Source organism: Gemmobacter denitrificans, assembly GCF_036964905.1.
GTDB classification, from domain to species: Bacteria; Pseudomonadota; Alphaproteobacteria; order Rhodobacterales; family Rhodobacteraceae; genus Gemmobacter; species Gemmobacter denitrificans.
Genome location: NZ_JBALHR010000005.1, coordinates 84,745 through 110,239 on the forward strand (window position 1 = coordinate 84,745; position 25,495 = coordinate 110,239).

The 25,495-nt window shown below is 62.9% G+C and carries 30 protein-coding genes; 13 read left to right on the forward strand and 17 right to left on the reverse strand.

Features of this window, described 5'->3' with window-relative positions:
- Nucleotides 1–29: 29 nt before the first annotated feature.
- From V6590_RS10550 to V6590_RS10560, 3 genes are all read right to left on the reverse strand, one after another.
- Nucleotides 30–974: a helix-turn-helix transcriptional regulator gene (locus V6590_RS10550; RefSeq protein WP_335422677.1), complete on the reverse strand. Its 945-nt coding sequence runs from the start codon at nt 972–974 to the stop codon at nt 30–32.
- Nucleotides 975–1,107: 133 nt separating this feature from the next.
- Nucleotides 1,108–1,557 carry an ATP-binding protein gene (locus V6590_RS10555; RefSeq protein WP_335422681.1) on the reverse strand — a complete coding sequence of 150 codons (450 nt, stop codon included), beginning with the start codon at nt 1,555–1,557 and terminating at the stop codon, nt 1,108–1,110.
- On the reverse strand, nt 1,547–1,882 hold the full coding sequence (locus V6590_RS10560; RefSeq protein ID WP_335422684.1) for an STAS domain-containing protein: 336 nt from the start codon (nt 1,880–1,882) through the stop codon (nt 1,547–1,549). The genes V6590_RS10555 and V6590_RS10560 overlap by 11 nt, the downstream gene beginning before the upstream one ends.
- A gap of 122 nt (nt 1,883–2,004) precedes the next feature.
- On the opposite strand from V6590_RS10560, the gene V6590_RS10565 reads away from it, so the two are divergent.
- A complete protein-coding gene (locus tag V6590_RS10565) occupies nt 2,005–2,463 on the forward strand; it encodes a GAF domain-containing protein (protein ID WP_335422686.1) in 459 nt (152 codons plus the stop codon).
- A gap of 97 nt (nt 2,464–2,560) precedes the next feature.
- Nucleotides 2,561–3,331 (forward strand): DeoR/GlpR family DNA-binding transcription regulator, encoded by a 771-nt coding sequence (locus V6590_RS10570; protein ID WP_335422689.1) that lies wholly within the window; start codon nt 2,561–2,563, stop codon nt 3,329–3,331.
- Here the strand turns inward: V6590_RS10570 and V6590_RS10575 are convergent.
- A complete protein-coding gene (locus V6590_RS10575) occupies nt 3,319–3,753 on the reverse strand; it encodes a VOC family protein (protein WP_335422691.1) in 435 nt (144 codons plus the stop codon). The genes V6590_RS10570 and V6590_RS10575 overlap by 13 nt on opposite strands.
- 54 nt (nt 3,754–3,807) lie before the next feature.
- On the opposite strand from V6590_RS10575, the gene V6590_RS10580 reads away from it, so the two are divergent.
- Genes V6590_RS10580 through V6590_RS10590 form a run of 3 tightly spaced genes read left to right on the forward strand, consistent with a single transcriptional unit; the run spans nt 3,808 to nt 6,025 of the window.
- The gene (locus V6590_RS10580) at nt 3,808–4,476 is read left to right on the forward strand and encodes a LysE family translocator (protein ID WP_335422693.1); all 669 of its coding nucleotides are present in this window, start codon (nt 3,808–3,810) and stop codon (nt 4,474–4,476) included.
- Nucleotides 4,477–4,478: 2 nt separating this feature from the next.
- Nucleotides 4,479–5,375 (forward strand): homocysteine S-methyltransferase family protein, encoded by an 897-nt coding sequence (locus tag V6590_RS10585; RefSeq protein WP_335422695.1) that lies wholly within the window; start codon nt 4,479–4,481, stop codon nt 5,373–5,375.
- Nucleotides 5,375–6,025 carry an RluA family pseudouridine synthase gene (locus tag V6590_RS10590; protein WP_335422696.1) on the forward strand — a complete coding sequence of 217 codons (651 nt, stop codon included), beginning with the start codon at nt 5,375–5,377 and terminating at the stop codon, nt 6,023–6,025. The genes V6590_RS10585 and V6590_RS10590 overlap by 1 nt, the downstream gene beginning before the upstream one ends.
- Before the next feature lie 76 nt (nt 6,026–6,101).
- Here the strand turns inward: V6590_RS10590 and V6590_RS10595 are convergent, their stop codons facing one another.
- The 6 genes from V6590_RS10595 to V6590_RS10620 form a co-directional block, all read right to left on the reverse strand.
- The gene (locus tag V6590_RS10595; protein WP_335422698.1) at nt 6,102–7,124 is read right to left on the reverse strand and encodes an aspartate-semialdehyde dehydrogenase; all 1,023 of its coding nucleotides are present in this window, start codon (nt 7,122–7,124) and stop codon (nt 6,102–6,104) included.
- Between the two features lie 66 nt (nt 7,125–7,190).
- Nucleotides 7,191–7,457 (reverse strand): hypothetical protein, encoded by a 267-nt coding sequence (locus tag V6590_RS10600; RefSeq protein ID WP_335422699.1) that lies wholly within the window; start codon nt 7,455–7,457, stop codon nt 7,191–7,193.
- Between the two features lie 132 nt (nt 7,458–7,589).
- Nucleotides 7,590–7,808, reverse strand: a complete 219-nt coding sequence (locus V6590_RS10605; protein ID WP_335422701.1) for a glycosyltransferase family 29 protein — start codon at nt 7,806–7,808, stop codon at nt 7,590–7,592.
- Nucleotides 7,805–8,911, reverse strand: a complete 1,107-nt coding sequence (locus tag V6590_RS10610) for a capsular polysaccharide export protein, LipB/KpsS family (protein WP_335422702.1) — start codon at nt 8,909–8,911, stop codon at nt 7,805–7,807. Before V6590_RS10610 ends, V6590_RS10605 begins: the two co-directional genes overlap by 4 nt.
- 69 nt (nt 8,912–8,980) lie before the next feature.
- Nucleotides 8,981–10,150 carry an MFS transporter gene (locus tag V6590_RS10615; protein WP_335422704.1) on the reverse strand — a complete coding sequence of 390 codons (1,170 nt, stop codon included), beginning with the start codon at nt 10,148–10,150 and terminating at the stop codon, nt 8,981–8,983.
- A gap of 1 nt (nt 10,151) precedes the next feature.
- On the reverse strand, nt 10,152–11,384 hold the full coding sequence (locus V6590_RS10620; protein ID WP_335422706.1) for an MFS transporter: 1,233 nt from the start codon (nt 11,382–11,384) through the stop codon (nt 10,152–10,154).
- 187 nt (nt 11,385–11,571) lie between these two features.
- Here V6590_RS10620 and V6590_RS10625 point away from each other — a divergent pair, with 187 nt between their 5' ends.
- The gene (locus tag V6590_RS10625; RefSeq protein WP_335422708.1) at nt 11,572–13,176 is read left to right on the forward strand and encodes an alpha-amylase family glycosyl hydrolase; all 1,605 of its coding nucleotides are present in this window, start codon (nt 11,572–11,574) and stop codon (nt 13,174–13,176) included.
- Between the two features lie 74 nt (nt 13,177–13,250).
- Here V6590_RS10625 and V6590_RS10630 read toward each other — a convergent pair whose 3' ends face one another.
- From V6590_RS10630 to V6590_RS10640, 3 genes are read right to left on the reverse strand one after another with little or no spacing between them, the layout of a single operon-like run.
- Nucleotides 13,251–13,742 carry a GNAT family N-acetyltransferase gene (locus V6590_RS10630; RefSeq protein ID WP_335422710.1) on the reverse strand — a complete coding sequence of 164 codons (492 nt, stop codon included), beginning with the start codon at nt 13,740–13,742 and terminating at the stop codon, nt 13,251–13,253.
- Entirely contained in the window at nt 13,732–14,232 is a 501-nt protein-coding gene (locus V6590_RS10635; RefSeq protein ID WP_335422712.1) for a GreA/GreB family elongation factor, read from the reverse strand. Before V6590_RS10635 ends, V6590_RS10630 begins: the two co-directional genes overlap by 11 nt.
- A complete protein-coding gene (locus V6590_RS10640; protein WP_335422715.1) occupies nt 14,229–14,675 on the reverse strand; it encodes an NUDIX domain-containing protein in 447 nt (148 codons plus the stop codon). Before V6590_RS10640 ends, V6590_RS10635 begins: the two co-directional genes overlap by 4 nt.
- 63 nt (nt 14,676–14,738) lie before the next feature.
- On the opposite strand from V6590_RS10640, the gene V6590_RS10645 reads away from it, so the two are divergent.
- Nucleotides 14,739–15,464, forward strand: a complete 726-nt coding sequence (locus tag V6590_RS10645) for an esterase/lipase family protein (protein WP_335422716.1) — start codon at nt 14,739–14,741, stop codon at nt 15,462–15,464.
- Here V6590_RS10645 and trhO read toward each other — a convergent pair.
- Entirely contained in the window at nt 15,461–16,363 is a 903-nt protein-coding gene (gene trhO, locus V6590_RS10650; RefSeq protein WP_335422951.1) for an oxygen-dependent tRNA uridine(34) hydroxylase TrhO, read from the reverse strand. The two genes, V6590_RS10645 and trhO, sit on opposite strands and share 4 nt — an antisense overlap.
- A 96-nt stretch (nt 16,364–16,459) precedes the next feature.
- Between trhO and pncA the strand changes: the two genes are divergently transcribed.
- Genes pncA through pncB form a run of 3 tightly spaced genes read left to right on the forward strand, consistent with a single transcriptional unit; the run spans nt 16,460 to nt 20,673 of the window.
- The gene (pncA, locus tag V6590_RS10655) at nt 16,460–17,056 is read left to right on the forward strand and encodes a bifunctional nicotinamidase/pyrazinamidase (protein WP_335422718.1); all 597 of its coding nucleotides are present in this window, start codon (nt 16,460–16,462) and stop codon (nt 17,054–17,056) included.
- Nucleotides 17,057–17,107: 51 nt separating this feature from the next.
- Complete coding sequence (locus V6590_RS10660) at nt 17,108–19,450, forward strand: hybrid sensor histidine kinase/response regulator (RefSeq protein ID WP_335422720.1); 2,343 nt, start codon at nt 17,108–17,110, stop codon at nt 19,448–19,450.
- Nucleotides 19,384–20,673, forward strand: a complete 1,290-nt coding sequence (gene pncB / locus V6590_RS10665) for a nicotinate phosphoribosyltransferase (protein ID WP_335422721.1) — start codon at nt 19,384–19,386, stop codon at nt 20,671–20,673. Before V6590_RS10660 ends, pncB begins: the two co-directional genes overlap by 67 nt.
- A gap of 33 nt (nt 20,674–20,706) precedes the next feature.
- Here pncB and arfB read toward each other — a convergent pair whose 3' ends face one another.
- On the reverse strand, nt 20,707–21,126 hold the full coding sequence (gene arfB, locus V6590_RS10670; RefSeq protein ID WP_335422723.1) for an alternative ribosome rescue aminoacyl-tRNA hydrolase ArfB: 420 nt from the start codon (nt 21,124–21,126) through the stop codon (nt 20,707–20,709).
- A gap of 105 nt (nt 21,127–21,231) precedes the next feature.
- On the opposite strand from arfB, the gene mgrA reads away from it, so the two are divergent.
- Nucleotides 21,232–22,278, forward strand: coding sequence for an L-glyceraldehyde 3-phosphate reductase (gene mgrA, locus V6590_RS10675; protein WP_335422725.1), 1,047 nt, complete (start codon nt 21,232–21,234; stop codon nt 22,276–22,278).
- Here mgrA and V6590_RS10680 read toward each other — a convergent pair.
- A complete protein-coding gene (locus V6590_RS10680; RefSeq protein ID WP_335422728.1) occupies nt 22,261–23,217 on the reverse strand; it encodes an Lnb N-terminal periplasmic domain-containing protein in 957 nt (318 codons plus the stop codon). The genes mgrA and V6590_RS10680 overlap by 18 nt on opposite strands.
- Nucleotides 23,214–23,954: a bifunctional 2-polyprenyl-6-hydroxyphenol methylase/3-demethylubiquinol 3-O-methyltransferase UbiG gene (gene ubiG, locus V6590_RS10685; protein WP_335422729.1), complete on the reverse strand. Its 741-nt coding sequence runs from the start codon at nt 23,952–23,954 to the stop codon at nt 23,214–23,216. Before ubiG ends, V6590_RS10680 begins: the two co-directional genes overlap by 4 nt.
- A 48-nt stretch (nt 23,955–24,002) precedes the next feature.
- On the opposite strand from ubiG, the gene pip reads away from it, so the two are divergent.
- Together pip and V6590_RS10695 are read left to right on the forward strand one after the other, a co-directional pair.
- Nucleotides 24,003–24,986 carry a prolyl aminopeptidase gene (pip, locus tag V6590_RS10690; protein WP_335422731.1) on the forward strand — a complete coding sequence of 328 codons (984 nt, stop codon included), beginning with the start codon at nt 24,003–24,005 and terminating at the stop codon, nt 24,984–24,986.
- A gap of 1 nt (nt 24,987) precedes the next feature.
- A complete protein-coding gene (locus tag V6590_RS10695; RefSeq protein WP_335422733.1) occupies nt 24,988–25,449 on the forward strand; it encodes a TspO/MBR family protein in 462 nt (153 codons plus the stop codon).
- Nucleotides 25,450–25,495 lie beyond the last annotated feature (46 nt).

Genomic DNA, 25,495 nt, shown 5'->3' on the forward strand with positions numbered 1-25,495 from the left:
CCGATGGGCCGCGATATAGTATAAAGCTACTATTCAGATGGGCCGAGTCGCCGGGCCAGATCCATTTTGCCGGCGGCACCCGTCTTGCGATAGATCGTGGCAAGCTGATTGCGCACGGTATGGGGCGAAACGCGATGGCTGGCGGCAATCTCGCGCATGGTAAGACCTGACAGCACCAGTTCGGCCACGCGCCGCTCCTGCGGGGCCAGCAAGTCCCACAGGCCGGGCCGTTCCATGCGGATCACCGTCAGGTCTTCGGCATAGGGTTCTGATTTCAGCACCACGCCCTGCCCCTGCCACTGGCCCTGGCCAACCCCCAACCGCCGCAGGACGGCTGCGCGGCTGCGGGGGGCCAGCCCTTCTGCCGCCAGCGCGGGCAGAAACCCGCGTGAGGCGCGCACCAGCTGGCCTTCATGATCCACCACCGCAGCCTCACCACCCTGCGGGGCGCGGGCGCGGATTTCGGCGCGCAGCGACAGGGACAGGCTCTGTTCCAGATGGCGCAGGATGATCCGGAAATCCGCCGCCTCGGCCTGTGAAAAGACCGCGCCCTGATGGCGATAGAGCGACATGAAGAAGTTGAAGCTTGACCCGGCACCCAGGCGGCAATGGCCGTTCAGGATCGCCTGCAGACGAAAGGCCTCGGCAAAGCTGCGATAGGCCGGATCGACAACGGCAGTCGCAAGATCCTGTGTCATCGAAAAAACTGGCAGGCTGCGCCCGTGTCGGACGAAGGGATCAATATGCATGACCGCCCGCACCGCCGATTCAAAACTGCGGGGCAAGGCATGGGTGGTGGAACGCACGATGGTCAGCCGACCGCCCGACAGGTTCGACCAGCCCCACCATGCCGCATCGAAGGGGATGGCATCACGCAGAAATTCAACCATCCGCCCCTGATGTTCGGTGACCGAAGACTCCATGGCGCTGGCCATCAGCCGCAGCACAAGATCGCTGAGTTGGTGCGCAAGCATGGTGGAAGGCTCCCTGCTCCCGCCGGTCAGGGGTGCCGGGGTTCCCATTTCTGGGCCTGCAAGGGCCTCAACCGCAAGTCCTCAATCCATCCGCAAACGTGCAGAAGGGGCCTGACCCGCCCCGCCTGGCCGGTCAATCGTCGCAGACCACCCGAAACGACAGGACATTCTGGCCACCCTGCCGACAATAGGTCAGATCGCGCGACAGGGTCCGGATCAGGTGCCAGCCAAAGCCCCCTTCCGGCAGATCATCCGCCATGGCCGGCAACCGCCCTTCGGGGATGTTCAACCCCGGCATCGGATGGCCCGAATCGCGCACGACGCAGGCGAGTGCGCCCGCCCCTGCCGCAAGTTCGATCAGGATCGTGCCGTTGGTTCCCGCATAGGCATGTTCCACGACATTGTTCAGCGCTTCGGCCAGCACGATTTCGGCCGACCCCTTCAAATCCTCGGGCAAGTGCTCCAACCGGGCATCCGCAAATATGCCGGTCAGCCAATCCCTGACGGCAAAGGGATCACTTCCGATCTGCGCATGGATCACCGACCCGTCTCCCTCCAGAATGGATCTTGATTCAGCAGGCATCCCGCAGCTCTTCGGGCAAATCCGCATGGATCCGGAAGACCGAATCCATTCGCGTCAGGCGGAACACCTTTTCAACGGTGGGGGTCAGCCCTGCCAGTTCCAGTTTGCGATCCGGCCCCAGCAGCTTCATCACGGCAACCACCGCGCCAAGGCCGGAACTGTCCAGAAACTGCACCCGCGACATGTTGAGAAGAACCCTGCCGGATGCACTGGCCATGACTTCGCGCATGCGATCCTTGAACTGGATGGCGCAGGCCGCATCGATCCGGTCTTCCAGCACCTCGACCGCCAGCAGATCGGGCATTTCCCGTGTTACAAGATTCATCGCCAACTCCCACATCGCTCGGCTGATGCAGGCTATTCCGCGTTCGTTAGCATTTGGTAAGCGCGGACCGCTTTCGCCGCAATTCGGGCCGGGCTAGGATCAGGCAACGAAAGGACAACCGAATGACCGTTGATTATGCCGATCTGGCCCGCCGCATCGAGGCGCTGTGCCATGGGGAAACCGATACCGTGGCGCTGATGGCCACTGTGGTCTGTGAACTGCATCACGGCCACCCGCTGTCAGACTGGACCGGATTCTATCGGGTGACAGGCCCCCAAATGTTGAAGATCGGCCCCTATCAGGGCGGCCATGGCTGTCTGGTCATCCCGTTTTCGCGGGGCGTGTGCGGCGCAGCGGCGCGCAGCGGTCAGGTGCAGATCGTGCCGGATGTCGATGCCTTTCCCGACCATATTGCCTGTTCCTCCACCACCCGGTCGGAACTGGTGCTGCCGGTCTGGAATGCACGGGGCGATCTGCTGGGCGTGCTGGATCTGGACAGCAATACCCCGGCAGCCTTTGACGAAACCGATGCGGCGGGCCTGACTGCGATCCTGGCCTCGGTCTTTGCCGGGGCGGCGTGAAAGACAACAGCAATTTTGCCATGACGGGGCTTGACCTACCCCCAGTTGCACGCTTGTTCTGGTGAACCAAAAATCGGGCAAAGACCCAGGGGGGACCATGGCGCTCAGCTTTCGTCAGACCGAAATCCTGTCCATTGCCCGCAGCGAAGGCCGCGTGGTGGTTGAAAGTCTGGCCGAACGCTTTGGCGTCACGCTGCAGACCATCCGGCGCGATCTGACCGAACTGGCCGATGCCGGGCATCTGGACCGGGTACATGGCGGCGCGGTGATCCGCACAGGGGTCAGCAATATCGGCTATGAAGAGCGGCGCAGCCTGAACGATGCGGCGAAGGCGGCGATCGGCCGAGCCTGCGCGCAGGCCATTCCCGACAATTGTTCGATGATCCTGAACCTTGGCACCACGACCGAGGCCGTGGCCCGCGAATTGCTGCATCACCGCCAGATCACCGCCGTGACCAACAACATGAATGTGGCGAATATTCTGGTCACCAACCCGTCCTGTGAAATCATGGTGGCGGGGGGCGCGCTGCGCCGGTCGGATGGTGGGTTGGTGGGCGATCTGACCAGCCAGTTCATGGAACAGTTCAAGGTGGATTACGGCATCATCGGCATTTCGGCGCTGGACCCCGATGGCGACCTGCTGGATTATGACCTGAACGAAGTGCGGGTGTCGCGCGCCATCATCCGGCAATCGCGCAAGGTGTTTCTGGTCACCGATGCGTCAAAGCTGGGCCGCTCGGCCCCGGTGCGGATGGGATCGCTGGCCGATATCGACGCCATCTTCACCGATGCGCCCTTGCCTGAACCGCTGATGAAGCGCTGCGCCGAATGGGGCACCGCCGTGCATATCGCGGGTCAGGCGGGCTGAATCCGGCGGCTGGCCACCCAGGCATAGCCTTCGGGCGACAGGATCACGCATTCGCGCAGACCATGACCCGGCTTGTCGGTCGGGGCCTGCAGGATCACCGTATCCGGATGCAGGGCTGCGCGGGCTGCGGCCTCATCCGGGTCGGTTTCAAAGGCCCGCAGTTCCACGCCGCCGCCGCGCGGTGGGTTTTCCGGCACCAGATCGGCCAGCGGATGGCGGGCATAGGTGCCATCGGCGTGCAATTGAAACGGGCGTCCCGCATAGACGATAATCGCGAAATCGCGGCTGCTGCGATGCGCCTTCATGCCCAGCACCTCCGTCAGGAACGCGACCTCGCGCAGCACATCGCGGCACAGAAGGTTGATCCCCAACCCCTGCAGGGCATGACCGAAATCGCGGGCAGGTACGGTGTCGTAATCCATCTGGGCCTCCGCTGGCATCAAGGTCAGACTGGCTGACCCTTTGGCCTCTGTCAAATGACCTGTCTTGATCTTTGCCATGACAAGGAGGAATGTGCCGCCATGCTGGACCTGCTGCTTTCCTTCCCGCCCGGACATCTGGCCGCCTTTCTGGCGGCGGGCATTGCGCTGAATCTGACGCCGGGGGCGGATGTGATCTTTGCGACAGCCAGCGGCATGGCGGGCGGGCCAAAAGCCGGGGCTGTGGCAGGCCTCGGCGTCGGGCTGGGCGGGCTGTGGCATGTCGGTCTGGCTGCGGCCGGGGTTTCGGCCCTGCTGGTCGCGCATCCCGGCGCGCTGATTGCGCTGAAATGGGCTGGGGCGGCCTATCTGGCCTATCTGGCATGGAAAAGCTGGCGCGCGGTCGATCCGACCGATCAGGCGCGCGGCGTTGCCTCACCCGGGCGGGCGCTGTGGCGTGGCTTTCTGACCAATGCGCTGAACCCCAAGGTCGCGCTGTTTGTGCTGGCCTTCCTGCCGCAGTTCACCCTGCCCGGGTTGGGCCCGGTCTGGCAGCAGATCGTGGTGCTGGGTCTGTTGTTCAGCCTGACCGGCACGATCATCACCGCAGGCTATGGCGCATTGGCGGGCATTGCCCGGCAAAGCCTTGGGCGCCGGCTCGGATTTCTCAACAAGATCGCAGCCTTGCTGTTCGGCGGGTTGGCGGCAAAACTGGTGCTGGAGTAGGCATGGCGCAGATCACCCTTCTGGACGGGGGCATGGGGCAGGAACTGGTGGCTCGGTCGGGCGATGCGCCGACGCCGCTTTGGGCCACGCGGGTCATGCTGGACCATCCGCATCTGGTGCGCCAGATCCATGACGATTACTTTGCCGCAGGCGCGACCATCGCCACCACCAATACCTATGCCATCCACCATGACCGGCTGGTGCGGTTTGATCTGGATGACCAATTCGCCGCCTTGCATCTGGCCGCAGTGAAGGCGGCGGTTGACGCCCGCATGGCACATGGATCGGGGCGGATCGCAGGGTCGATCGGGCCGCTGGTCGCCACCTATCGCGACGATGTGGTGCTGCCGGTGGACGAGGCCGCGCCGAAGATCGCCGAGATTGCCGCCCTGCTCGCCCCGCAGGTGGACATGATCCTGCTGGAAACCCTGTCCACCGTGGCCCAGGTCGAAGGCGCGCTGAAAGGCGCGTTCACGGCGGGCAAGCCGGTCTGGCTGTCGGTTTCCGTGCATGACCGCAAGGGCGATCAACTGCGGTCGGGCGAAAGCCTGACCGAATTGGCCCGGCTTATCGATACCTACGCCCCAGCCGCCGTTCTGGCCAATTGTTCCGTGCCCGAAGCGATGGGCGATGCACTGGCCGTCCTGAAAACCTTTGGCCGCCCCTTCGGGGCCTATGCCAATGGCTTCACCCATATTTCCGACGGCTTTCTGGAAGATTCCCCGACCGTCGCGGCCCTGACCCATCGTCACGACCTGACACCCGCGAAATATGCCGATTTTGCGATGGGCTGGGTGGATCAGGGTGCAACCATTGTCGGAGGCTGCTGCGAGGTGGGCCCGGCCCATATCGCCGAACTGGCCCGCCGCCTGCGCGCCGCCGGGCATGACATCGTCTAATGCCACCCTACAGCTATAACCCACCGGATCTTCCGCTGGACATCCTGCACCGTGATGATGCGATTCTGGTGGTGAACAAGCCTGCCGGTCTGTTGTCAGTGCCCGGCAAGGACCCGGGCAAGGAAGATTGCCTGATCGAACGCCTGCGTATCCCCTTCCCCGAGGTGCTGCTGGTGCATCGGCTGGATTGCGATACGTCGGGGGTGATGGTGTTCGGGCTGACCCGTGCGGCACAGGGCCATCTGGGCCAGCAATTCGAAAACCGCCAGACCAAGAAGGTCTATGTCGCGCGGCTGGCCGGGCGGTTGGAACCGGCAGAAGGCCGGGTGGACCTGCCGCTTTGCGTGGATTGGCCGAACCGCCCGCGCCAGCATGTGAACCATGATATCGGCAAACCCGCCATCACCGATTGGCGCGTTGTCCGGCATGACGGCAATACAACCCGGGTCCGCCTGATGCCGCAGACCGGGCGCAGCCATCAGTTGCGGGTGCATATGCTGGAACTCGGCCATCCGATCCTGGGCGATCCGATCTATGCCACCGGGGCCGATGCCGATTATCCGCGGATGATGCTGCATGCCGAAAGCCTGCGCCTGCGCCACCCGGAAACCGGCACCACGCTGACCTTTTCAGCGCCCTGCCCGTTCTGACCCCGCGGCCAAAGGAAAAGGGCGCCGTGCCACCGCACCGCGCCCCCAACCTGTTTGATCCGTCACATCGGGCAGATCAGCCCTTTTTCAGGCAGCGCTTGCCCAGCACTTCGGCGATCTGCACCGCGTTCAGCGCCGCGCCCTTGCGCAGGTTGTCGCTGACGCACCACAGGTTCAACCCGTTCTCGATGGTCGAATCCTGCCGGATGCGGCTGACATAGGTGGCATAATCGCCCACACATTCCACGGGGGTGACGTAGCCACCGGCCTCGCGCTTGTCCACGACCATGACGCCGGGGGCTTCGCGCAGGATGTCCTGCGCTTCTTGCCAATCCAGCGGGTCTTCGAATTCGATGTTGATCGCTTCGGAATGGCCGACAAACACCGGCACGCGCACGCAGGTTGCGGTGACCTTGATCGACTTGTCGAGAATCTTCTTGGTCTCGGCGACCATCTTCCATTCTTCCTTGGTCGAACCATCGTCCAGGAACACGTCGATATGCGGGATCACGTTGAAGGCGATCTGCTTGGGGTACACCTTCGGCGCCACTTCCTGACCCGGCACGAACATGCCCTTGGTCTGGTTCCACAGCTCGTCCATCGCCTCTTTGCCGGTGCCCGACACGGATTGATAGGTGGCCACAACCACGCGCTTGATCTTCGCGCGGTCATGCAGGGGCTTCAGCGCCACAACCATCTGCGCGGTCGAACAGTTGGGGTTGGCGATGATATTGCGCGCCTTGTAGCCGTCCACGGCCTCGGCATTCACCTCCGGCACCACCAGCGGCACATCGTGGTCATAGCGGTAAAGCGAGGAGTTATCGATCACCACGCAGCCCTGGCTTGCCGCCTTGGGCGCATAGATCTTGGTCGCATCCGACCCGATGGCGAAAAACGCGATGTCCCAGCCGGTGAAATCGAAATCCGCCAGATCCTTGGTCTTCAAAGTCTTGTCGCCAAAGCTGACTTCAGTGCCCAGCGAGTTGCGCGACGCAAGCGCGACGATCTCGTCCACCGGAAACTCGCGCTCGGCGAGGATGTTCAGCATTTCCTTGCCCACGTTGCCCGTGGCGCCGACGACGGCGACTCTGTAGCCCATCGAGGACCTCCTTCTCTTCAGAGACGCTCGGCCCTTAACGTAATCAGGCGACAAGTAAAAGCACGATCAACGTCGGTGAACAATACGCGGGTCGTTGGCTGACAGTTCGGCCACGAATGTCGCCTCACCATCGAAGTTATGACCGACATCCGCCTTTGTCCGGGGACCGGACAGCGACAGTGACGCGAAGAAATCAAAGCCATAAAACCGAAGCTCGGCCATCCGCGAGGTCGCCAGAAGGTCGATCATCATGATCCCGGTCGTGGGGCCGGTGCCCAGTTCGTCGCGCAGGCGTTGGTAACGCGCAGGCGGATAGCGGAAAAAGCCGGGCACCCGCAGGATGTTCCAGCTGATCCGCTTGAACTTGGGCGACAGTCAGAGAAGACGCGGTTGCCCCAGCCGGTCGAACTCGGCAGGCGAAAGCCTGACGGCAAGCGCAAGCCAGTCGGTTCTGGTTCCATGCGATCAGGCCGAAGGCATCGGCGCGCCATTGATGCGGATGACCACATCGGCGCTATCGATCTCGGCCCCATAGTCCTGCTCCGCCAGCGCGCGGGAATTGCCAACCAACGCCACCTGCTTGCATGCAACATAGTGCAGCAACTCGGCTTCCGTGATCGATGCGGCAGCAAATGCCGTCTCATCTCCGCGCCATTTGGCGAACAGATATTGCAGGCGGTTCATCGGCACCTCCTTGCAACGGCCAGCCGTGCCCGCAAGGCCTCGGTGTCGGTCGTGCCGCCCTTTTCGTCAAATCGGACATAGTATTCGCGGTCGAGCCAGGTCAGGAATGCCGCGCGCAAAGAGGCGTCATAGGTCAGCGTTTCGGGCCTTGCGAAAAGCATGTTCAAATCGTTGCGGCTTTCGGCGTGGTTCAGCAGGCCTGCCAGATTGAAGAAGGCGCGGCCCAATGTGATCACCGGTTTGTCGTGAAAGAACGCCTGCACCCCCATGGAGGAATTGAGCGTGACAATCCCCCGGCTGGCCGCCACCTGCGCAAAACTGTCAGTGGCGTTATCCAGCACCACCCGCCCTTCGGCCAGAAGTGGCTGGATCAGCGGGGCCAGCGTTTGCTTGGCAGAAGGGTGCTCTTTCAACCGCAGGTGCCAGCCTTGGGGCAGGTGTCGTGCGGCCTCCTGCAACGCCGCCAGAAAGCCCGCCATATCGCCGCACCAGCCGGAAAACAGCGTGACCTGACTGTCATCGGGCACTTGCAGCGGGCAGAACAGGAACGGGCTGTCAGGCAAGGCACCGCCCCCCTGCCCCACATCGGCCCGGCGCGACGCGCGCGCCACCAGCCCGGCCCCAATGTCACGCCACCCCGTCAGATCGCGCCCCTGCGCCCAGCGGCGATAGAATTCCGGGTCCGGTGGCACTGATCCTTCGGCATTCACCCCGGCAGGGTCCAGCGTGATGCGCCCCGGCAGCGGTGCCAGTTCGGCATGAAGCGTGGCCGCACCCGCATCGCGAGCCCCGGCCATGAAGGCCATGCGCGATCCGGTCAGCCCGTTCCAGCACAGTGCCAGATGGTCCGGGTTGCGGCTGAAATGCGCCCGCGCCCAGTTATATTGCCCCCGGATCAGCATCCGTTTGGCCCAGCGGGTCAGCGGGCCCTTCGGCTGCCGCTTGGCCCGGGCCAAGGCCTTATCAACCCGCGCTGCCGTTTCCGGCCAATCCCGAAACGACACGGGAATGAACGCCAGACGCCGCGCAGCGCCTTCTACCCCGGCCAGTGCGGCAAAGACCGCCTCTTTGCGGGCATTGTATTCGGCGGGAAAGACGATCATCGGCAGCGGTCCGGCAGGGTTTCAGCCAGCCGCGACCCTAAGTCGATCGGCGGACAGGCGAAAGCCCTTTCAATCGGTGCGGTCTTCGGACAGCGCATAGATCGCCAGTCCGATGGCCAGCGCGATGATGAAGAACAGAAAGATCGCCAGATAGGGCGCCTCGGCGGGGGGCTGGGCAATACGGCCCGACAAACGCCCGGTGGCGAATTGCGCCAGCCCCACAGACCCGATCCCGAAAAGATTGAGCAGAGTGACGCCCCGCCCCGTCAGATGCGCAGGCAGGAAGGCGCGGCCATGGGCAATGACCATCGGAAAGGAGGTGCCCGCGAAACCGAACAGGATCAACAGGCCCAGGGTCACCCAGCCCCCCGCCAATGGCCAAAGCCAAAGGCCGATCAGCGCCGCCAGGGCAATCAGGTTCCCGCCCAGCACAAGCCATTTGCGGGTGCCCAGCAGGCGCTCCAGCGGGCCATAGGCGAAACTGCCCAACACCATGGCCATCCCCATCATCAGGGTCACTTGCCCGATTTCATCGGCCGTCGCGCCAAAGACATCGGTGTAATAGGGCCCGACCCACAGCCCGCGCAGGGCGGCCACCGGCGCATAGCACAGGGCCATCATCACAAAGACCGGCCACAGGCTGCGCATCGCCAGCAGATCGAACAACGACCCGTCAGCCTGCACCTGAACCCGGGGCGGATCGCGCAGGAAGGCCACGACCAGCCCCGCGATTGCAGCGGTCAGCACAGCCAGCCCCCAGACCGTGCCGCGCCAGCCAAAGACCTCGACCGCCAGCGACAGGGGCAGCGACGATCCAATATTGCCCAGATTGCCCACGCCGACCATGGCCCCGGCCAAGGTGCCAAAGACGGCGGGCGAATAGCTGCGGGCAAAGATGTAATAGCCCGACATCAGCACCGGCGAGCAGCCCACCCCGATCAGCGCCATGGCGATCTTGATTTGCAACGGCGCAGTCGCGGTGGCAAAGACCGCTGCCCCCACCGCCCCGACCAGCAACAAGGCTGCCGCCGTGCGGCGCGGGCCGATCCGGTCCAGCGCCGCACCAACCGGCACCTGCATGGCCGCAAAGACGATGAACCACAGGCCCGAGGCATCGGCCAGATCTTCGGCTGTCGTGCCCAGATCACTGGCCAGGACCGGGCTCAGCACCGCCAGAAAGGCGCGATAGAACTGGCTCAGCACATAGCCTGCGAACAGGCAGGCAATTCCGGTTTTCATGTCAGGCCGCCTTGGCCGCCCAGGGTGCCTCGCGGATCGGCAGATGCACCAGCGCCGAAAAGGCCCCGACACCGACACCGATCCACCAGACCAGCGTGTAATCGCCTGTAATGTCATACATCTTGCCACCCAGCCAGACGCCCAGGAAGCCGCCGATCTGGTGCGACAGGAAGACAAAGCCATAGAGCGTACCCATATAGCGCAGCCCGTAGATATGCGCGACCAGCCCCGAGGTCAGCGGCACGGTGGCAAGCCATAGCGACCCCATGGCCAGCGAAAACAGCAGCACGGTCGTCGGGGTCATCGGCAGCAGGATGAACAGGGCCGCAACGATGGTGCGCGCCGTGTAGATGCCCGCCAGCAGGTATTTCTTGGTATAGCGCTTGCCCAGAACCCCCGCATAGATCGTGCCCGCGATATTGGCGAGCCCGATGACCGCAATGGCCGCCGCCCCAAGCGCCGAGGTCGTTTCAATCCCGATTGCCGCCAGCGGACCATTGGGATCGATCGGGCCGCACATTTCCGTCACGAAAGCCGGGAAATGCGCCGTGATGAAGGCCAACTGATAGCCGCAGCTGAAGAAGCCCAGAAAGATCATGATGTAGGACGGATCGGTGAAGGCCCGCTTCAGCACATGGCCCAGGCTTTCCTCCAGTTCCTGCCGCGTTGCCACCTGCGGCGAACGCAGGAAAGGCAAGGCCAGCAGGCTGGACAGGATGATGGCGGCAAAGATCAGAAAGACGGTCTGCCAGGGAAAGACCTGCATCAAACCTTCGGCCAGTGGTGCCCCGACCACCTGCCCCGCCGAACCGGCAGCCGTGGCAATGCCCAGCGCGATGGACCGGTTTTCCGCCGAGGCGGCCCGCCCCACCACGGCCAGCACCACGCCAAAACCGGTGCCGGCAATGCCAAAGCCCACCAGAACTTCGTAAAGCTGCATCTGCACCGGTGTCACGGCCATCGACGACAGCACCAGCCCCAGCGCATACAGGATGGCCCCCAGAATGATCGCACGCCGGTCGCCAAAGCGTTCCGCAACGGCGCCAAACAGCGGCTGTCCGATCCCCCAGGCAAGGTTCTGGATGGCAATGGCCAGCGAAAACTCGGCACGCGGCCAGCCGAATTCGGTGGCGATGGGGATCTGGAACATCCCGAAACTGGCGCGCAGGGCAAAGTTGATCAGCAGGATGAAACAGCCTGCGATCAAGATGGGGGTAAACAGCGATCTGGACATGGCGCGCTCCGGCTTTGGGGGCGAAGGTGCGCCTATGGCCCGGCAGGGTCAATCAGCATTTTGTGTGGGAAACAATCACGTCCGGTGACGAAAGCTGCACCGATGGGCAAAATCCAAAGCGCTTTCAAATTCCGCTTGCACCTGCCGCAAGTCATGGCAGGCTGCGCCAAACGGTCGGGAGGATGGCATGACGGAATGGTGGCGTGGCGCGGTGGTCTATCAGATCTATCCCCGGTCGTTTCAGGACAGTGATGGCGACGGCATCGGCGATCTGAAGGGCATCACCGCCCGTCTGGATCATGTGGCGGGTCTGGGCGTGGATGCGATCTGGCTTTCGCCGGTCTTCACCAGCCCGATGGCCGACATGGGTTATGATGTCAGCGATTATTGCGACATTGATCCGCTGTTCGGCACGCTGGCCGATTTCGATGCGCTGGTGGCGCGGGCACATGATCTGGGGCTTAAGGTCATCATTGATCAGGTGATCAGCCATTCATCCGACCGTCATCCGGCCTTTGTCCAAAGCCGCGCCAACCGCACCAACCCCAAGGCCGACTGGTATGTCTGGGCCGACCCGAAACCCGACGGATCGCCGCCCTCGAACTGGATTTCGGTCTTTGGCGGCAGCGCATGGGAATGGGATACCCGGCGGCGGCAATATTACCTGCACAATTTCCTGACCAGCCAGCCCGACTTCAATTTCCACAACCCAGAGGTGCAGGATTACCTGCTGGGCACCATGCGCTTCTGGCTGGAACGTGGCGTGGACGGGTTCCGGCTCGACACCGTCAACTACTATTTCCACGATGCGCTGCTGCGCGACAACGGGCCGGAACCGCGCGAAGACAATACCCCCGCCGTGAACCCCTATGACATGCAGGATCACGAATATTCCAAATGCCGGCCCGAAAACCTGCCCTTTCTGGAGCGGATGCGGGAGCTGCTGGATGAATTTGATGCCCGTACCATGGTCGGCGAGGTGGGCGAAGGCCCGCGCCGCGCGCTGCGGATCATGGAGGAATATACCAGCGGTCGCCGCCTGCACATGGCCTACAGCTTTGACATGCTGGGGCCCAAATTCACGGCGGGCCATTTCCGCAGCCGGGTCGAGGGGTTTTTCAAGGCCGCACCGCAGGGCTGGCCGATGTGGGCCTTTTCCAACCATGATGTGATCCGCCATGTCACCCGCTGGGAAAAATTCGGCGCTCAGGATGATGTGGCGAAACTGTCGGCGGCGCTGTTGCTGGCGCTGGAAGGATCGATCTGCCTGTATCAGGGCGAAGAACTGGGGCAGACCGAAACCGATATCGAATATCACGAACTGACCGATCCGCCCGGCTTCAAGTTCTGGCCCGATTACAAGGGTCGCGACGGATGCCGCACGCCGATGGTCTGGGACGGATCGCCACAAGGCGGATTTACCAGCGGCACACCCTGGCTTCCGGTGAAGCCGCCGCAACTGGCCAGCAATGTGGCCGCGCAAGAAGCCCCGGGATCGGTGCTGGCCTGCTATCGCAAATTGCTGGGCTGGCGCAAAGGCACGGCTCTGGTTTCAGGTCGCAGCACATTCTTCGATCTGCCGGAACCCTTGTTGGGCTTCCGGCGCGACGATGCCACCGGATCGGTGCTGTGTCTGTTCAACCTGTCGGACAAGGTGGCACAGGCGCGGGTGGACGGCGTGACCGCCCTGGACGGCCCGCAGGCCGGGGCCGTATTCAAGGGCGACAGACTGGCCTTGGCCCCCTGTGGCTGGGCATGGACCAGATGCGAATCGACCGCATCTTTTCTCTGATCTGCGCGTCTGTCTCGCACTTAAGTGGAAGCAGTGCGAGACAGGTACACAAATCTCCCAAAGGATGCGCGTATCTAGATCAGTGACTTTACCATGCGATGCACGGTATGGCGGGCCGCGCCGTACTCTCGGTCTGGAAAGACCTGTTCGGGCAGGAACCCTTCGCGCTGCCAGAACGCCCGGCCCTTTTCATTGGCCTCCAGCGCGGCAATCAGCAGCCGGGTCGCCCCCCGGACCCGGGCGCGGGATTCGATCTCGCGCAGCAGGCCAGCCCCAAGACCAGCCCCGCGCGCAAGCGGATCAAAGATCATGAGCCCGATATAGGCGTCCTGCGCGCCGGGATAGCCAAAGGCCACATCGGCCTTGCCCACCAGCCGCGCCCCGGCAAAGACGCCCAACCGCAGGCTGCTGGCCGGGTCGATACCGGGCGGGGCATCGGCAAAAAACTCTTCGGCCAGAGCCACGGGATCGGTGATTTCACCACGCTCCAGCCGGGTGTAGTCGGCAGCCGCCGCAAAGAGCGCGGCCACGGAACCAAGATCGGCGCGGGTCAGGTCACGTATCATCAGGGACCTCGATTGCCAGAATTTCCAACTCGGTCGCGCCTGCGGGCCGTTGCCATGTCACCAGATCGCCCAGTTCGGCACCCGTCAACGCCCGGGCCAGCGGCGATTGCGGCGCGATCCGGTGCAGATGGGCATCGGCCTCATCCTCTCCTGTGATCTCCCAAACCGTCCGGCGGCCCTGATCATCTTCTACAGTCACGCGATGGCCAAACGCTACCACATTGCCGGAATGGGCACGCGGATCGACAAGGATCGCGGATTTCAGCCTTGCCTCCAGATAGCGGATATCCCGTTCGGCCGCAGCCTCGGGCAATTTGTCCAACCGGTCTGACCGCGCGCGCAGGTCCGCCAGCCGGGCCTGTGCTGCGGCCAGTCGGTCGCGCAAGGCCTGCAGCCCGCGCGGCGTGACCAGATTTGGATGGGGTGACACCGGCAGATCGGGCAGCGGGGCCAGATCGGGTGTATCTTCCTTGACGAAAGCGCGGCTCATCTCACGATCGGCTCCAGCGCATCGTAAAGCATGCCATTGCCCCAGGCGGCCTCTGGCAGGCTGTCGGGCTTGAACCGGATCGTTGCCATCTCGGCCCGGGTGAAAAAGCGCCGTTCGGTCACGATGCCTTCGGGATCGCGCCACTCTGGGTCGAGGCGTCCCGCAATGATGGCACAGCGGAAATAGATATCCACCTGATGAAAGCTGCCCCTCGGATCGTGAAATTCGTTCACGAGAACCGGCGCACCGACAGTGACGGTCAGGCCGGTTTCCTCATGCACCTCGCGGATCAGATTGTCGGGCAAGGAACTGCCGCGTTCCACACCGCCCCCGGGCGCGCACCACAGATCGGACCGCCCGCCGCCATAGGCATTGACCAGCAATAGTCGATTTTCGTGCAAGATAAGCGCACGGGCGGCAAGACGGGGGCACGGGATCTTCATTCGACAAGGCTGCCCTGACAGGTCGCGATTGTCCACCGCCTTGTGCCATGCAAGGATGGCGGCATGTTGCGCCTGCTTGCATTGCTGATCCTGATGGCCACCCCCGCAGCGGCGGATTGCGTGGTTTTGCTGCATGGCCTTGCGCGCAGCGAGACGTCACTTCTGGCCATGGAAGCCGCCTTGCAGGCACAGGGCTATCAGGTGGTGAACGAAGGCTATCCATCGACCAAGGCACCGATCCGCAGCCTTGCACCGCAGGTGGGCCGGGCTGTGGCGCAATGCGAGTCGGGCAAGGTGCATTTCGTGACCCATTCGATGGGCGGAATTCTGGTTCGGGTCTGGCTGTCGGAAAACCGGCTGGACCAACAAGGCCGGGTGGTGATGCTGGCCCCGCCGAACCGGGGGTCGGAACTGGTGGATACCTTCGGGCAGATCGGTGCCTTTGAATGGCTGAATGGCCCCGCCGGCGTGCAACTGGGCACAGCCCCGGAATCGGTGCCGCGGGCGCTGCCGCTGCCAGAATTCGAATTGGGGGTGATCGCGGGCAACCGGTCGCTGAACCCGGTCTATTCGGCGATCATCGAAGGCCCGGATGATGGCAAGGTATCTGTCCTGTCCACCAAGGTGGCTGGCATGAAGGCCCACATCACGCTGCCGGTGACCCATACCTTCATGATGCTGAACCCCGAGGTCATCGCCCAGACCATCCTGTTCCTGCGCGAAGGCCGGTTCGATCCTGCGATGACCTATGCCCGCGCTGTGGAAATCAGTCTGGGCGCGGCCCCCTAGCCGCCCAGATGGCGGGTGCCCCGCTGCTCGGCCAAGGCCATCTGCCGCATCCGTTCCCGGAAACGAGCGCGATCCTCTGCCGAATATTCGTCCACGCAATGCGGGCATTGCACGCCTTCCTCCCAGGCGGGGTGGCGCTTGTCTTCGGCAGAAACCGGGCGACGGCAGGCATGGCAGCTGTCGTAATCGCCAGGCACCAAACCGTGCCCGACGCTGACCCGCTGGTCAAAGACATAGCACTGGCCTTGCCACAGGCTTTCGGTTTCAGGCACCTCTTCCAGGTATTTCAGGATGCCCCCCTGCAGGTGGTACACCGCGTCCACACCCTGCCCCAGCAGATAGTTTGTCGATTTTTCACAGCGGATGCCGCCAGTGCAGAACATGGCAATGCGCTTGTTGTGAAACCGGTCACGATTGGCTTCCCACCAAGCAGGAAAATCGCGGAAGCTGCGGGTGCCAGGGTCGATGGCCCCCTGAAAGGTGCCAATTCCCACCTCGTAATCATTGCGGGTATCGATCACCGCCACATCCGGCGCGCTGATCAGCGCGTTCCAGTCGGCAGGTTCGACATAGTGGCCGACACGGGCCAGCGGGTCGATATCCGGCTGCCCCATGGTCACGATTTCGCGCTTCAGCTTTACCTTCATTCTGCCGAAGGGCATCGCGGCTGCATGGCTTTCCTTGTGGATCAGATCGGCACATCCCGGCAGGGCACGGATTGCCGCCAGCATTGCATCTATGCCACTGCGCGACCCGGCGATCGTGCCATTGATCCCTTCCTGCGCCAGCAGGAGCGAGCCTTTGACCCCTTCGGTCTCGGCCAGCGTCTGAAGGCCCGGGCGCAGGGCGGCGGGATCGGAAAAACGGGTGAAGTGATAAAGCGCGGCGATGGTGATCATGGGGGGCATTTGGCGCGGACAGACCAGAAATGCAAGCGCAGCATTGACGCAACGCCTCAGACCGGGCTCTGATAGGGCCAAGCAAGGAGGCTGCCCATGACCGAAGCGCTGATCGTGATTGATGTGCAGAACGATTTCTGCCCCGGGGGGGCGCTGGCCGTGGCCGATGGCGATGCGATCCTGCCCGAGGTCAATGCCCTGCTGCGGCACTATCCGGTCCGGGTGCTGACACAAGACTGGCACCCCGCCGATCATGCCAGCTTTGCCGCCAATCACGGTGATGCCGCGCCATTTTCGGTGACACACATGCCCTATGGTCCGCAGGTTCTGTGGCCGGTGCATTGCGTGCAGGGCAGCCAAGGCGCGGCCTTTCATCCGGGGCTTGACTGCGACGCCGCCGATCTGGTGATCCGCAAGGGGTTCCGCCCCGCGATCGACAGCTATTCCGCGTTTTTCGAGAATGACCGCAGCACGCCAACCGGGCTGGAGGGTTACCTGCGCACACGCGAGGTGACCGATCTGGTTCTGGTCGGGCTGGCGACGGATTTTTGTGTCGCCTATTCGGCATTGGATGCGGCACGGCTGGGCTTTGCAGTAACCGTGCGCCTGAATGCCTGCCGGGCAATCGATCTGAACGGATCGCTGCAAGCGGCACTTGATCAAATGCGCGCGGCCGGGATCACGTTGATCTGAACCAAGCATTAACCCTTGCCTCATAGTCTGGGCCTGAACAGACTGGCAGGGATGATGGTCATCAGCGGCACGACAGAGGCTGATTTCATTCGGCGCAACGGTCCTTCCGGGCTTTTCCTGCGCTATGCGCGGGCGCGCGTGGCCAGTTTTGCCCTGCGTCAGGGAATGACACTGGTCGGATCGCTCGTCATCGGCCTGTTGGGCGAGGCCTGGATGGGTTGGGCCGCATTGGCCTTGGCATTGGCCGGCGAAGCGGTGGATTGCCTTTGCCTGCGCGCCATCCAGGCCCGCCGCGACGACGAGGTGCCGCAGCGGCTCCGCCGGATCGCCACACTGACCGCAGGGTTCCAATCGCTGACAATCACCGGCTGTGTCTGGCTGTGCTGGCATTTCATCCCGATCACCGAAGCCAGGGTCTTTGCAGCGGTATTCATGATGTCTGCTGTGGTGAATGCCGGTCTGGTGCGGCGGCACTTTCCCGAGGGCGGTCGCCTCAGGCTGATGATTTTCGGTATCGGGTCCTCGTGGATGCTGGGCGAGATGATCCTGAACCCGGCCGCTCTGGGCATGAACGGTCTGTTCCTGCTGCTGGCGCTGCTGATCCTTGCCTATACATCGGTGACCTTCATTCAGGCGGTGGAAAAGGGCAATCGTGAACGCACCCGGTTCGAGGCCGCCCTGCTGGAAGAACGCGCGGCGCTGCGCGCCTCCCAGACCGCGCTGGCCGAAACGGCGCGACGCTCCGAACGGCTGGCGCTTGTGGCCCGGCATGCGCGCGACAGTGTGATCTTCAAAAGCCCGGACGGACGTATCGAATGGGTGAACGAAGCCTTCACCACCATCACCGGTTACAGTTTCGATGAGGCCGTCGGCAGACAGGCAAGCGAACTTCTCAACAGCCCTGCCACATCTGCCAAAGGTGTGGCCTTGCTGACCGAAGCACAACAGCGATGCGAGCCTTTGCGGCTGGAACTGGAAAACCGGCGCAAGGATGGCAGCCTGCTGTGGATGGATATTTCGATGACACCCGTGCTGCGGCCCGATGGCACAGCCGATGTGTTCATCGCGGTGGAGCGTGACATCACGGAAGCCAAACGCCATGCCGCCGAACTGGCCCAAGCGCGGCGCGAAGCCGAGGCGGCGGCCAAGGCGAAATCGGATTTCCTTGCCACCATGAGCCACGAAATCCGCACCCCGCTGAATGGGGTGATTGGTGTGGCGGAATTGCTGTCGGATACAACACTGGATGGCGAGCAACGCGGCCTGGTGCGCACCATCATCGACTCCGGTCAGGCGCTGACCACGATCATCAATGATGTGCTGGATCTGTCAAAGCTTCAGGCCGGGCATGCCGATCTGCTGCGCGACCCCTTCGCCATCGCAGACTGTATTGACAGCGTGCTGGATCTGATGCGCCCCGCGATCAACAAGAAGGGGCTGAACCTGATCGCCGATTTGCCGCGCGATTGGCCGATGCATCTTGGGGATGCCGGTCGATTGCGTCAGATTGTGCTGAACCTTGTCGGCAATGCGATCAAGTTCACCGAACAGGGGGCGATCACGGTCAGATTGACCCGCAGCACCGAACCCGATGCCGATCAGGTCACATTGGACATTGCGGATACCGGAATCGGTGTTGCCCCCGACCGGCTGGATCGTGTGTTCGACAGTTTCTCGCAGGCTGACAGCAGCATTTCGCGCCGGTTTGGTGGCACCGGGCTGGGCCTGACCATTTCGCGCCTGATTGCCCGCCACATGGGGGGGGACATTACGCTGAACAGCGTGGAAGGACAGGGTTCCGTTTTCACCGTGACCCTGCGCCTGCCCCGCAGCAGGGCTTTGGCACAATCGGCCACTGCCCGGGCGCCCTGCCCGAAAACCACGCTGCGCCTGCTGCTGGCCGAGGACAACCGCACCAACATGATGATCGCAACCCGTTTGCTGGAACCTGCGGTTGCCAGCATCGTGCCTGCCGAAAACGGGGCGATTGCCGTTGAACGCTATCGTGCCGATCCGCCCGATCTTGTGCTGATGGATGTGTCGATGCCGGAAATGGACGGGATGGAGGCCACACGCGCAATCCGCGCCCATGAAGCCACACAAGGTTTGCGGCATTGCCCGATCTACGCCCTGACAGCCTATTCGTCAGACGAGCATCTGGAGGCCTTCCGGCAGGCCGGAATGGATGGTGTTCTGACCAAGCCGATCATCCGCGCCGAACTGTACGATCTGATCGCGGCCCAGGCCGAAAGCCTTGCCGAAGTTGCGACGGCTTTTGACCTTTCCCCCCCTTCTGTCCTAGAGAATAGGCAACAGGGAGGGACGGGATGGTCGACATCGCCACAAGGGTACACAACCACAACTGGAAGATCGACCCGATCGTCCGCTCGCTGATTGATACCGATTTTTACAAACTATTGATGTGTCAGTCAATTTTCCGCAACAAGCCGGAAACGACAGTCACCTTCAGCCTGATCAACCGCAGCACGCGGGTTCGTCTGGCCGATCTGATCGACGAAGGCGAACTGCGCGAACATCTGGATCACGCCCGCGGACTCAGCCTGTCGCGCGGCGAAAGCACATGGCTGCGCGGCAACACCTTTTATGGCAAACGCCAGATGTTCCGCAGCGATTTCATGGAATGGTTCGAAGGCCTGCGCCTGCCCGCCTATCATCTGGAAAAGCATGACGGCCAGTATGAGCTGACCTTCGAAGGCCAGTGGCCCGAGGTCATGCTGTGGGAAATTCCGGCCCTGACCATCCTGATGGAATTGCGGTCACGCGCCGTGCTGAAGGGCATGGGCAAGTTTGAACTGCAGGTGCTTTACGCCCGGGCGATGACGCGGGTCTGGGAAAAGATCGAACGGCTGCGCCGGATCGACGGGTTGAAGATCGCCGATTTCGGCACAAGACGCCGCCACGGATTTCTGTGGCAGGACTGGTGCGTGCAGGCGCTGCAGGCAGGGCTGGGCCAGGCCTTCATCGGTACATCGAACTGCCGTATCGCCATGCGCCGCGATATCGAGGCCATCGGCACCAATGCCCATGAGCTGCCCATGGTCTATGCCGCGCTGGCCGACAGCGATGCCGAACTGGCGCAGGCCCCCTACAAGGTGCTGGCTGACTGGCACGAGGAACATGACGGCAATCTGCGCATCATCCTGCCCGATACCTATGGCACGGAAGGTTTCTTGCGCAACGCGCCCGACTGGCTGTCCACCTGGACCGGTATCCGCATCGACAGTGGCGATCCCGCGCAGGGGGCGGAAACCGCGATCCGCTGGTGGCGCGATCACGGCGAAGACCCGCGCGACAAGCTGGTCATCTTCTCGGACGGGCTGGACGTGGACAAGATCGAGGAGTTGCACCAGCAATTCGCCGGGCGGGTAAAGGTGTCATTCGGTTGGGGCACAATGCTGACCAATGATTTCCGGGGGCTGGCCGGTGACCGGCTGGCACCCTTCAGCCTAGTCTGCAAGGCCATCCGCGCCAATGGCCGCCCGACGGTCAAGCTGTCGGACAATCCGAACAAGGCGATGGGCCCGGCTGATCAGGTGGCACGCTACAAGCGGGTTTTCGGCGTGGGTGATCAGCAGGCGCAAGAGGTGCAGGTCTGACCAGCACCGCTTGCGCGGGTGCGGCGCCGCGGGTCAATCCTCATCGACGCGTCCGCGCAGGGCCTTGACTTCGCCGCGCTGCGCCTTGCCTTCCAGCCGGCGCTGCTGGCTACCCCATGTGGGTTTCGTCGCGATCCGCCTTTTGGGGGCGACCAGTGCCTGACGGATCAGTTCCGTCAGCCGTTCTTCGGCCAACGCGCGATTGCGGGCCTGACTTCGGGTTTCCTCGGCCCGGATGACAATTGCCCCTTCCAGCGTCCAGCGCCGCCCAGCCAGCCGCTTCAACCGGGCCTTGACCGCCGGGGACAGATGGGGGGACCGTTCCGCCTCGAACCGCAACTCAACGGCGGTTTCCACCTTGTTCACATTCTGTCCCCCCGGCCCGGACGAGCGCGAGAAGCTTTCGGTCAGCTCCCAATCGGCAATGGTGATGGTGTCGGTGATGCGCAGCATGATGCGCGCAGGGTAGCGGGTTTTGCTGCGGGGAAAAGAGGGCAAGGCGCAGGGCTTTGCCATCTGTCTTGTTTGCGCTATCACAAGCGGCAAGAGGAGACTGCCATGCCCAATTTTCCCAAACGCTATGTTCCTGCTGACGACCGTTACGAACGGATGGTCTATCGTCCCTGCGGTCGGTCGGGGCTGAAACTGCCTGCGGTCAGCCTTGGCCTGTGGCACAATTTCGGTGAAGATACGCCCCATGCCACCAAACGCGCGATCTGTCAGGCCGCCTTTGACCATGGCATCACGCATTTCGATCTGGCCAACAATTACGGCCCCCCCTTCGGCAGCGCCGAAGAGGCCTTTGGCCAGATCCTGAAGCAGGATTTCGCGGGCCTGCGAGACGAGCTCATCATCAGTTCCAAGGCCGGGTATGACATGTGGCCCGGCCCCTACGGCGAATGGGGAAGCCGCAAATACGTGATCGCCTCTTGTGACCAGAGCCTGAAGCGGATGGGGCTGGATTACGTTGACATCTTCTATTCGCACCGCTTTGACCCCGAAACGCCGCTGGAAGAAACCATGGGCGCGCTGGATCACATCGTGCGGTCAGGCCGGGCGCTCTATATCGGGATTTCCAGCTATAGTACCGCCCGCACCCGCGAAGCGGTGGCCATTCTGCGGCAGATGGGCACCCCGCTCTTGATCCATCAGCCCAGCTATAACCTGCTGAACCGCTGGGTTGAACGCGACGGGCTGAAAGAGACGCTGGCCGAACTTGGCGTCGGGTCGATTGCCTTTACCCCGCTGGCACAAGGGATCCTGACCCGGAAATATCTGGGTGGCATTCCACAAGGCAGCCGGGCCGCGCAGGGCAAAAGCCTGGCGCCTGACACCATCACCCCCCGGGCGATCGAAAGCGTGCGCGCGTTGGATGCCATCGCGCAGGCACGCGGCCAGACATTGGCCCAGATGGCGATTGCCTGGGTGCTGCGCGGCGGCGGGATCACCAGTGCGTTGATCGGCGCATCGCGGCCCGAACAGGTGGTGGATTGCGCGGGGGCGGTGGGAAATCTTGAATTCACCACCGCCGAACTGGCCGAAATCGACCGCATCGCAGCCGAAGAAGACATCAATCTTTGGGCGCGGTCATCTGAGGGGGTCTGACGCCGGTGCCCGGATCGCGGCCGAGAAATCGGCCGCATCGGGCAATGCAAGGGCGCGGGCCGAAATTGCGGCACGCGCCTTGATCGCGGCCAGATCGCCGGTATCGGCCAGCACACCCAAACGATAAAGCCAATCGGGCAACAGCCCCGACAGCAACAGCGCGCGGTTCAATGGCAGATCGGGGTCCAGCACCCGCACCAGCCCCCAGACGACGCTGGTGCAATTTGCGGTCACGGTGTTGTACCAGCGTGGCTGCGCGTTCAGATCATTGCCCAGCTCGACATAGCGCAGGAACACCGCGCGCAGTTGATCCGGTGTCAGGCGCAGCGGATAAAGCCGCACATCCTCGGCCCGGTGATTGGTGCGCAGGCGGATGATGTCGGATTCGTCGGCCGCGATCAGCGCCAGTTCGAACTGCCGAAAGAACCCGCCGATGGAACTGAACGCCTCGTCCCGTTCGCGGCGGATTTCAACGGAAAACACCACGCGCTGCCCATCGACGAAGCCGAAACTGACCACAAGATGCGCGATTTTCGGATTGCCCCAGACCGAAGTCAGCATATCGGCCCCGGTCAGTTGTGACAGGTCATAGCGCCGGGTTTGCCAGATCTCCTCGGCCTCGGTGGCCGAGTGCCAGCGGAAGGCGCGGACATTGTGCAATGTCACCTGATCGCCTACCATTTCCCCGCGCACGATCTTTGCCACATCGGGGGCCCAGTCACGATCCGCGCGCGGGGTCAGGGGCAGATACCACACCAAAAGCGCAAGGATCACTGCGCCAAGCGCAGGCCAGCCCGCGCCAGTCCAGACCCGCACCGCCGCGACTGCCAACAGAACCATGGCAAATCCGACGGTGACCAGCGGCGCACGCGGAAACTGCACCTGCAGCGCCGTGCCGCCCAGCCCCGCCACCAGAACCCAGGTTGACCAGAAGATCACCGCTTCACGCTCGCGGTGACATAATTCACTGACAGATCACGGGGCGAAAGGCTCCAACTCCAGCTGACCGGGTTGAACACCATGCCCTTGCGATCCACCGGCTCCAGCCCGGCACGACGGATCAGGTCGTACAGCTCGTCAGGGGTGATGAATTTCTTCCAGTCATGCGTGCCCTTGGGCAGCCAGCGCATCACCCATTCTGCGCCGACAATCGCCATGGCAAAGCTTTTCGCATTGCGGTTCAGAGTAGAACAGATCATCAGCCCGCCGGGTTTCAGCAGCGTCTGGCAGGCGGTCAGATAGGCCAGCGGATCGGCCACATGCTCGACCACCTCCATGTTCAGGACGACGTCGAAACGTTCACCCGCTGCTGCCAGATCTTCCGCAGTGGTATGCCGGTAATCGATGGTCAGACCAGATTGCTCGGCATGCAGTTTCGCCACCGGAATGTTGCGCGCCGCCGCATCGGCCCCGACGACATCGGCCCCCAGCCGGGCCATCGGTTCAGACAAAAGGCCCCCGCCACAGCCGATATCAAGGATACGCAACCCCTTGAAAACACCGGATTGCGTCAGATTGCGGTCAAACTCGGCGGCGATCTGGGTGGTGATGTAATGCAGCCGACAGGGGTTCATTTCATGCAGCGGTTTGAACTTGCCCTTCGGATCCCACCATTCGGCGGCCATGGCTTCGAACTTGGCGACCTCGGCGGCATCAATGGTTGTGGTCATGGGCATCTCCGGTTTCGCTGGCAGCATGTCATTCCTACGTTATATAATATGGCCATGGATCACAGATCAGGCCAAAAGCGCGCAGTCGAATATCTTTACCCGCCGGTCGAGCCATTTGACCAGCGTATGATCGATATGGGCGATGGCCACCGGGTCTATGTCGAACAGTGTGGCAGGCCGGATGGCATTCCAGTGCTGGTGGTACATGGCGGTCCGGGCGGCGGCTGCAGCCCGGCGATGCGTCGTTATTTCGACCCGGAAACCTATCGCGTCATTCTGTTTGATCAGCGCGGCTGTGGCCGGTCGCGCCCCAATGCCAGCGTCATCGAGAATACGACATGGCATCTGGTGGCAGATATCGAGGTGATCCGCGATCTGCTGGGGATTGACCGTTTCGTGCTGTTCGGCGGCAGCTGGGGGGCCACGCTGGCGCTGATCTATGCGATCACCCATCCCGAACGCGTGCGCCATCTGGTGCTGCGCGGCGTGTTCCTGGGCAGCCGGGCCGAGCTGGACTGGTTCTATGGCGGCGGCGCGGGGGCGTTTTTCCCCGAACTCTGGCAACGCTTCATCGACCCGATTCCCGCAGGCGAACGCGACGATCTGGTCGCGGCCTACCATCGGCGGCTGTTTTCCGGCAACATGGTGGAAGAGATGCGCTTTGCCCGGCTTTGGGCGCAATGGGAAAATGCGCTGGCCTCGGTCAGTTCTGACGGCACCAGTTACGACAGCCCACCCGACTATGCCCGCGCCTTTGCCCGGCTGGAGAACCACTATTTCCAGAACAGCGTCTTTCTGGAATGTGATCGCTGGATCCTGCGCGAACGGGCCCGCATCGAACATCTGGGGGCCAGCGTCGTGCAGGGCCGGTTTGACATGATCTGTCCGCCACTGGCCGCATGGGAATTGGCGCGCGGCTGGCGGCGCTGCGATCTGCGCATGGTGGGCATGGCGGGCCATGCCCTGTCAGAACCCGGAATCTCGGCCGAGCTGGTGCATGTGATGGACGGGCTGCGCCCGCTTTTGAAGGATCGTTGACATGGCAATCGACTGGGGCCTTGCGGGGCTGTTTCTTGGCGCCAGTCTGGCCGCCGGGCTGACCGGCTGGATGTTCAAGCCGGGCGACTGGTATGAAGGTCTGGTCAAACCCGATTGGCGCCCGAAGAACTGGATGTTTCCGGTCGCCTGGACAGGGATCTACATTCTGTCAAGCCTTGCAGCCGCGCGGGTGGCCGTGCTGCCCGGCAACAGCCATGCGATGGGATTCTGGGCCCTGCAGATCGCGCTGAACACGCTTTGGACCCCGACCTTCTTTGGCGCGCGGCGCATGGGTCTGGCGGTGGGGGTCATGGCCGCATTGTGCTTTGCCGTGCTGGGGATGCTCTGGACCTTCTGGACCCTTGATGGCTGGGCCTTTGTGCTGATCCTGCCCTATGCAGGCTGGCTGTCGCTGGCGGCCCCGCTCAACTGGCGCGTCTGGCGCGACAATCGCGGCGCCTGACCGCTGCGGCCAAGGCGCTTGCATTTCTGGCGGTCCACGCCTATAT

Coding starts and splice junctions, on each gene's coding strand:
- V6590_RS10550 (WP_335422677.1), bottom strand. CDS start 974: ATGCTTGCGCACCAACTCAGCGATCTTGTGCTGCGGCTGATGGCCAGC.
- V6590_RS10555 (WP_335422681.1), bottom strand. CDS start 1,557: ATGCCTGCTGAATCAAGATCCATTCTGGAGGGAGACGGGTCGGTGATC.
- V6590_RS10560 (WP_335422684.1), bottom strand. CDS start 1,882: ATGAATCTTGTAACACGGGAAATGCCCGATCTGCTGGCGGTCGAGGTG.
- V6590_RS10565 (WP_335422686.1), top strand. CDS start 2,005: ATGACCGTTGATTATGCCGATCTGGCCCGCCGCATCGAGGCGCTGTGC.
- V6590_RS10570 (WP_335422689.1), top strand. CDS start 2,561: ATGGCGCTCAGCTTTCGTCAGACCGAAATCCTGTCCATTGCCCGCAGC.
- V6590_RS10575 (WP_335422691.1), bottom strand. CDS start 3,753: ATGGATTACGACACCGTACCTGCCCGCGATTTCGGTCATGCCCTGCAG.
- V6590_RS10580 (WP_335422693.1), top strand. CDS start 3,808: ATGACCTGTCTTGATCTTTGCCATGACAAGGAGGAATGTGCCGCCATG.
- V6590_RS10585 (WP_335422695.1), top strand. CDS start 4,479: ATGGCGCAGATCACCCTTCTGGACGGGGGCATGGGGCAGGAACTGGTG.
- V6590_RS10590 (WP_335422696.1), top strand. CDS start 5,375: ATGCCACCCTACAGCTATAACCCACCGGATCTTCCGCTGGACATCCTG.
- V6590_RS10595 (WP_335422698.1), bottom strand. CDS start 7,124: ATGGGCTACAGAGTCGCCGTCGTCGGCGCCACGGGCAACGTGGGCAAG.
- V6590_RS10605 (WP_335422701.1), bottom strand. CDS start 7,808: ATGAACCGCCTGCAATATCTGTTCGCCAAATGGCGCGGAGATGAGACG.
- V6590_RS10610 (WP_335422702.1), bottom strand. CDS start 8,911: ATGATCGTCTTTCCCGCCGAATACAATGCCCGCAAAGAGGCGGTCTTT.
- V6590_RS10615 (WP_335422704.1), bottom strand. CDS start 10,150: ATGAAAACCGGAATTGCCTGCCTGTTCGCAGGCTATGTGCTGAGCCAG.
- V6590_RS10620 (WP_335422706.1), bottom strand. CDS start 11,384: ATGTCCAGATCGCTGTTTACCCCCATCTTGATCGCAGGCTGTTTCATC.
- V6590_RS10625 (WP_335422708.1), top strand. CDS start 11,572: ATGACGGAATGGTGGCGTGGCGCGGTGGTCTATCAGATCTATCCCCGG.
- V6590_RS10630 (WP_335422710.1), bottom strand. CDS start 13,742: ATGATACGTGACCTGACCCGCGCCGATCTTGGTTCCGTGGCCGCGCTC.
- V6590_RS10635 (WP_335422712.1), bottom strand. CDS start 14,232: ATGAGCCGCGCTTTCGTCAAGGAAGATACACCCGATCTGGCCCCGCTG.
- V6590_RS10640 (WP_335422715.1), bottom strand. CDS start 14,675: ATGAAGATCCCGTGCCCCCGTCTTGCCGCCCGTGCGCTTATCTTGCAC.
- V6590_RS10645 (WP_335422716.1), top strand. CDS start 14,739: ATGTTGCGCCTGCTTGCATTGCTGATCCTGATGGCCACCCCCGCAGCG.
- trhO (WP_335422951.1), bottom strand. CDS start 16,363: ATGATCACCATCGCCGCGCTTTATCACTTCACCCGTTTTTCCGATCCC.
- pncA (WP_335422718.1), top strand. CDS start 16,460: ATGACCGAAGCGCTGATCGTGATTGATGTGCAGAACGATTTCTGCCCC.
- V6590_RS10660 (WP_335422720.1), top strand. CDS start 17,108: ATGATGGTCATCAGCGGCACGACAGAGGCTGATTTCATTCGGCGCAAC.
- pncB (WP_335422721.1), top strand. CDS start 19,384: ATGGTCGACATCGCCACAAGGGTACACAACCACAACTGGAAGATCGAC.
- arfB (WP_335422723.1), bottom strand. CDS start 21,126: ATGCTGCGCATCACCGACACCATCACCATTGCCGATTGGGAGCTGACC.
- mgrA (WP_335422725.1), top strand. CDS start 21,232: ATGCCCAATTTTCCCAAACGCTATGTTCCTGCTGACGACCGTTACGAA.
- ubiG (WP_335422729.1), bottom strand. CDS start 23,954: ATGCCCATGACCACAACCATTGATGCCGCCGAGGTCGCCAAGTTCGAA.
- pip (WP_335422731.1), top strand. CDS start 24,003: ATGGATCACAGATCAGGCCAAAAGCGCGCAGTCGAATATCTTTACCCG.
- V6590_RS10695 (WP_335422733.1), top strand. CDS start 24,988: ATGGCAATCGACTGGGGCCTTGCGGGGCTGTTTCTTGGCGCCAGTCTG.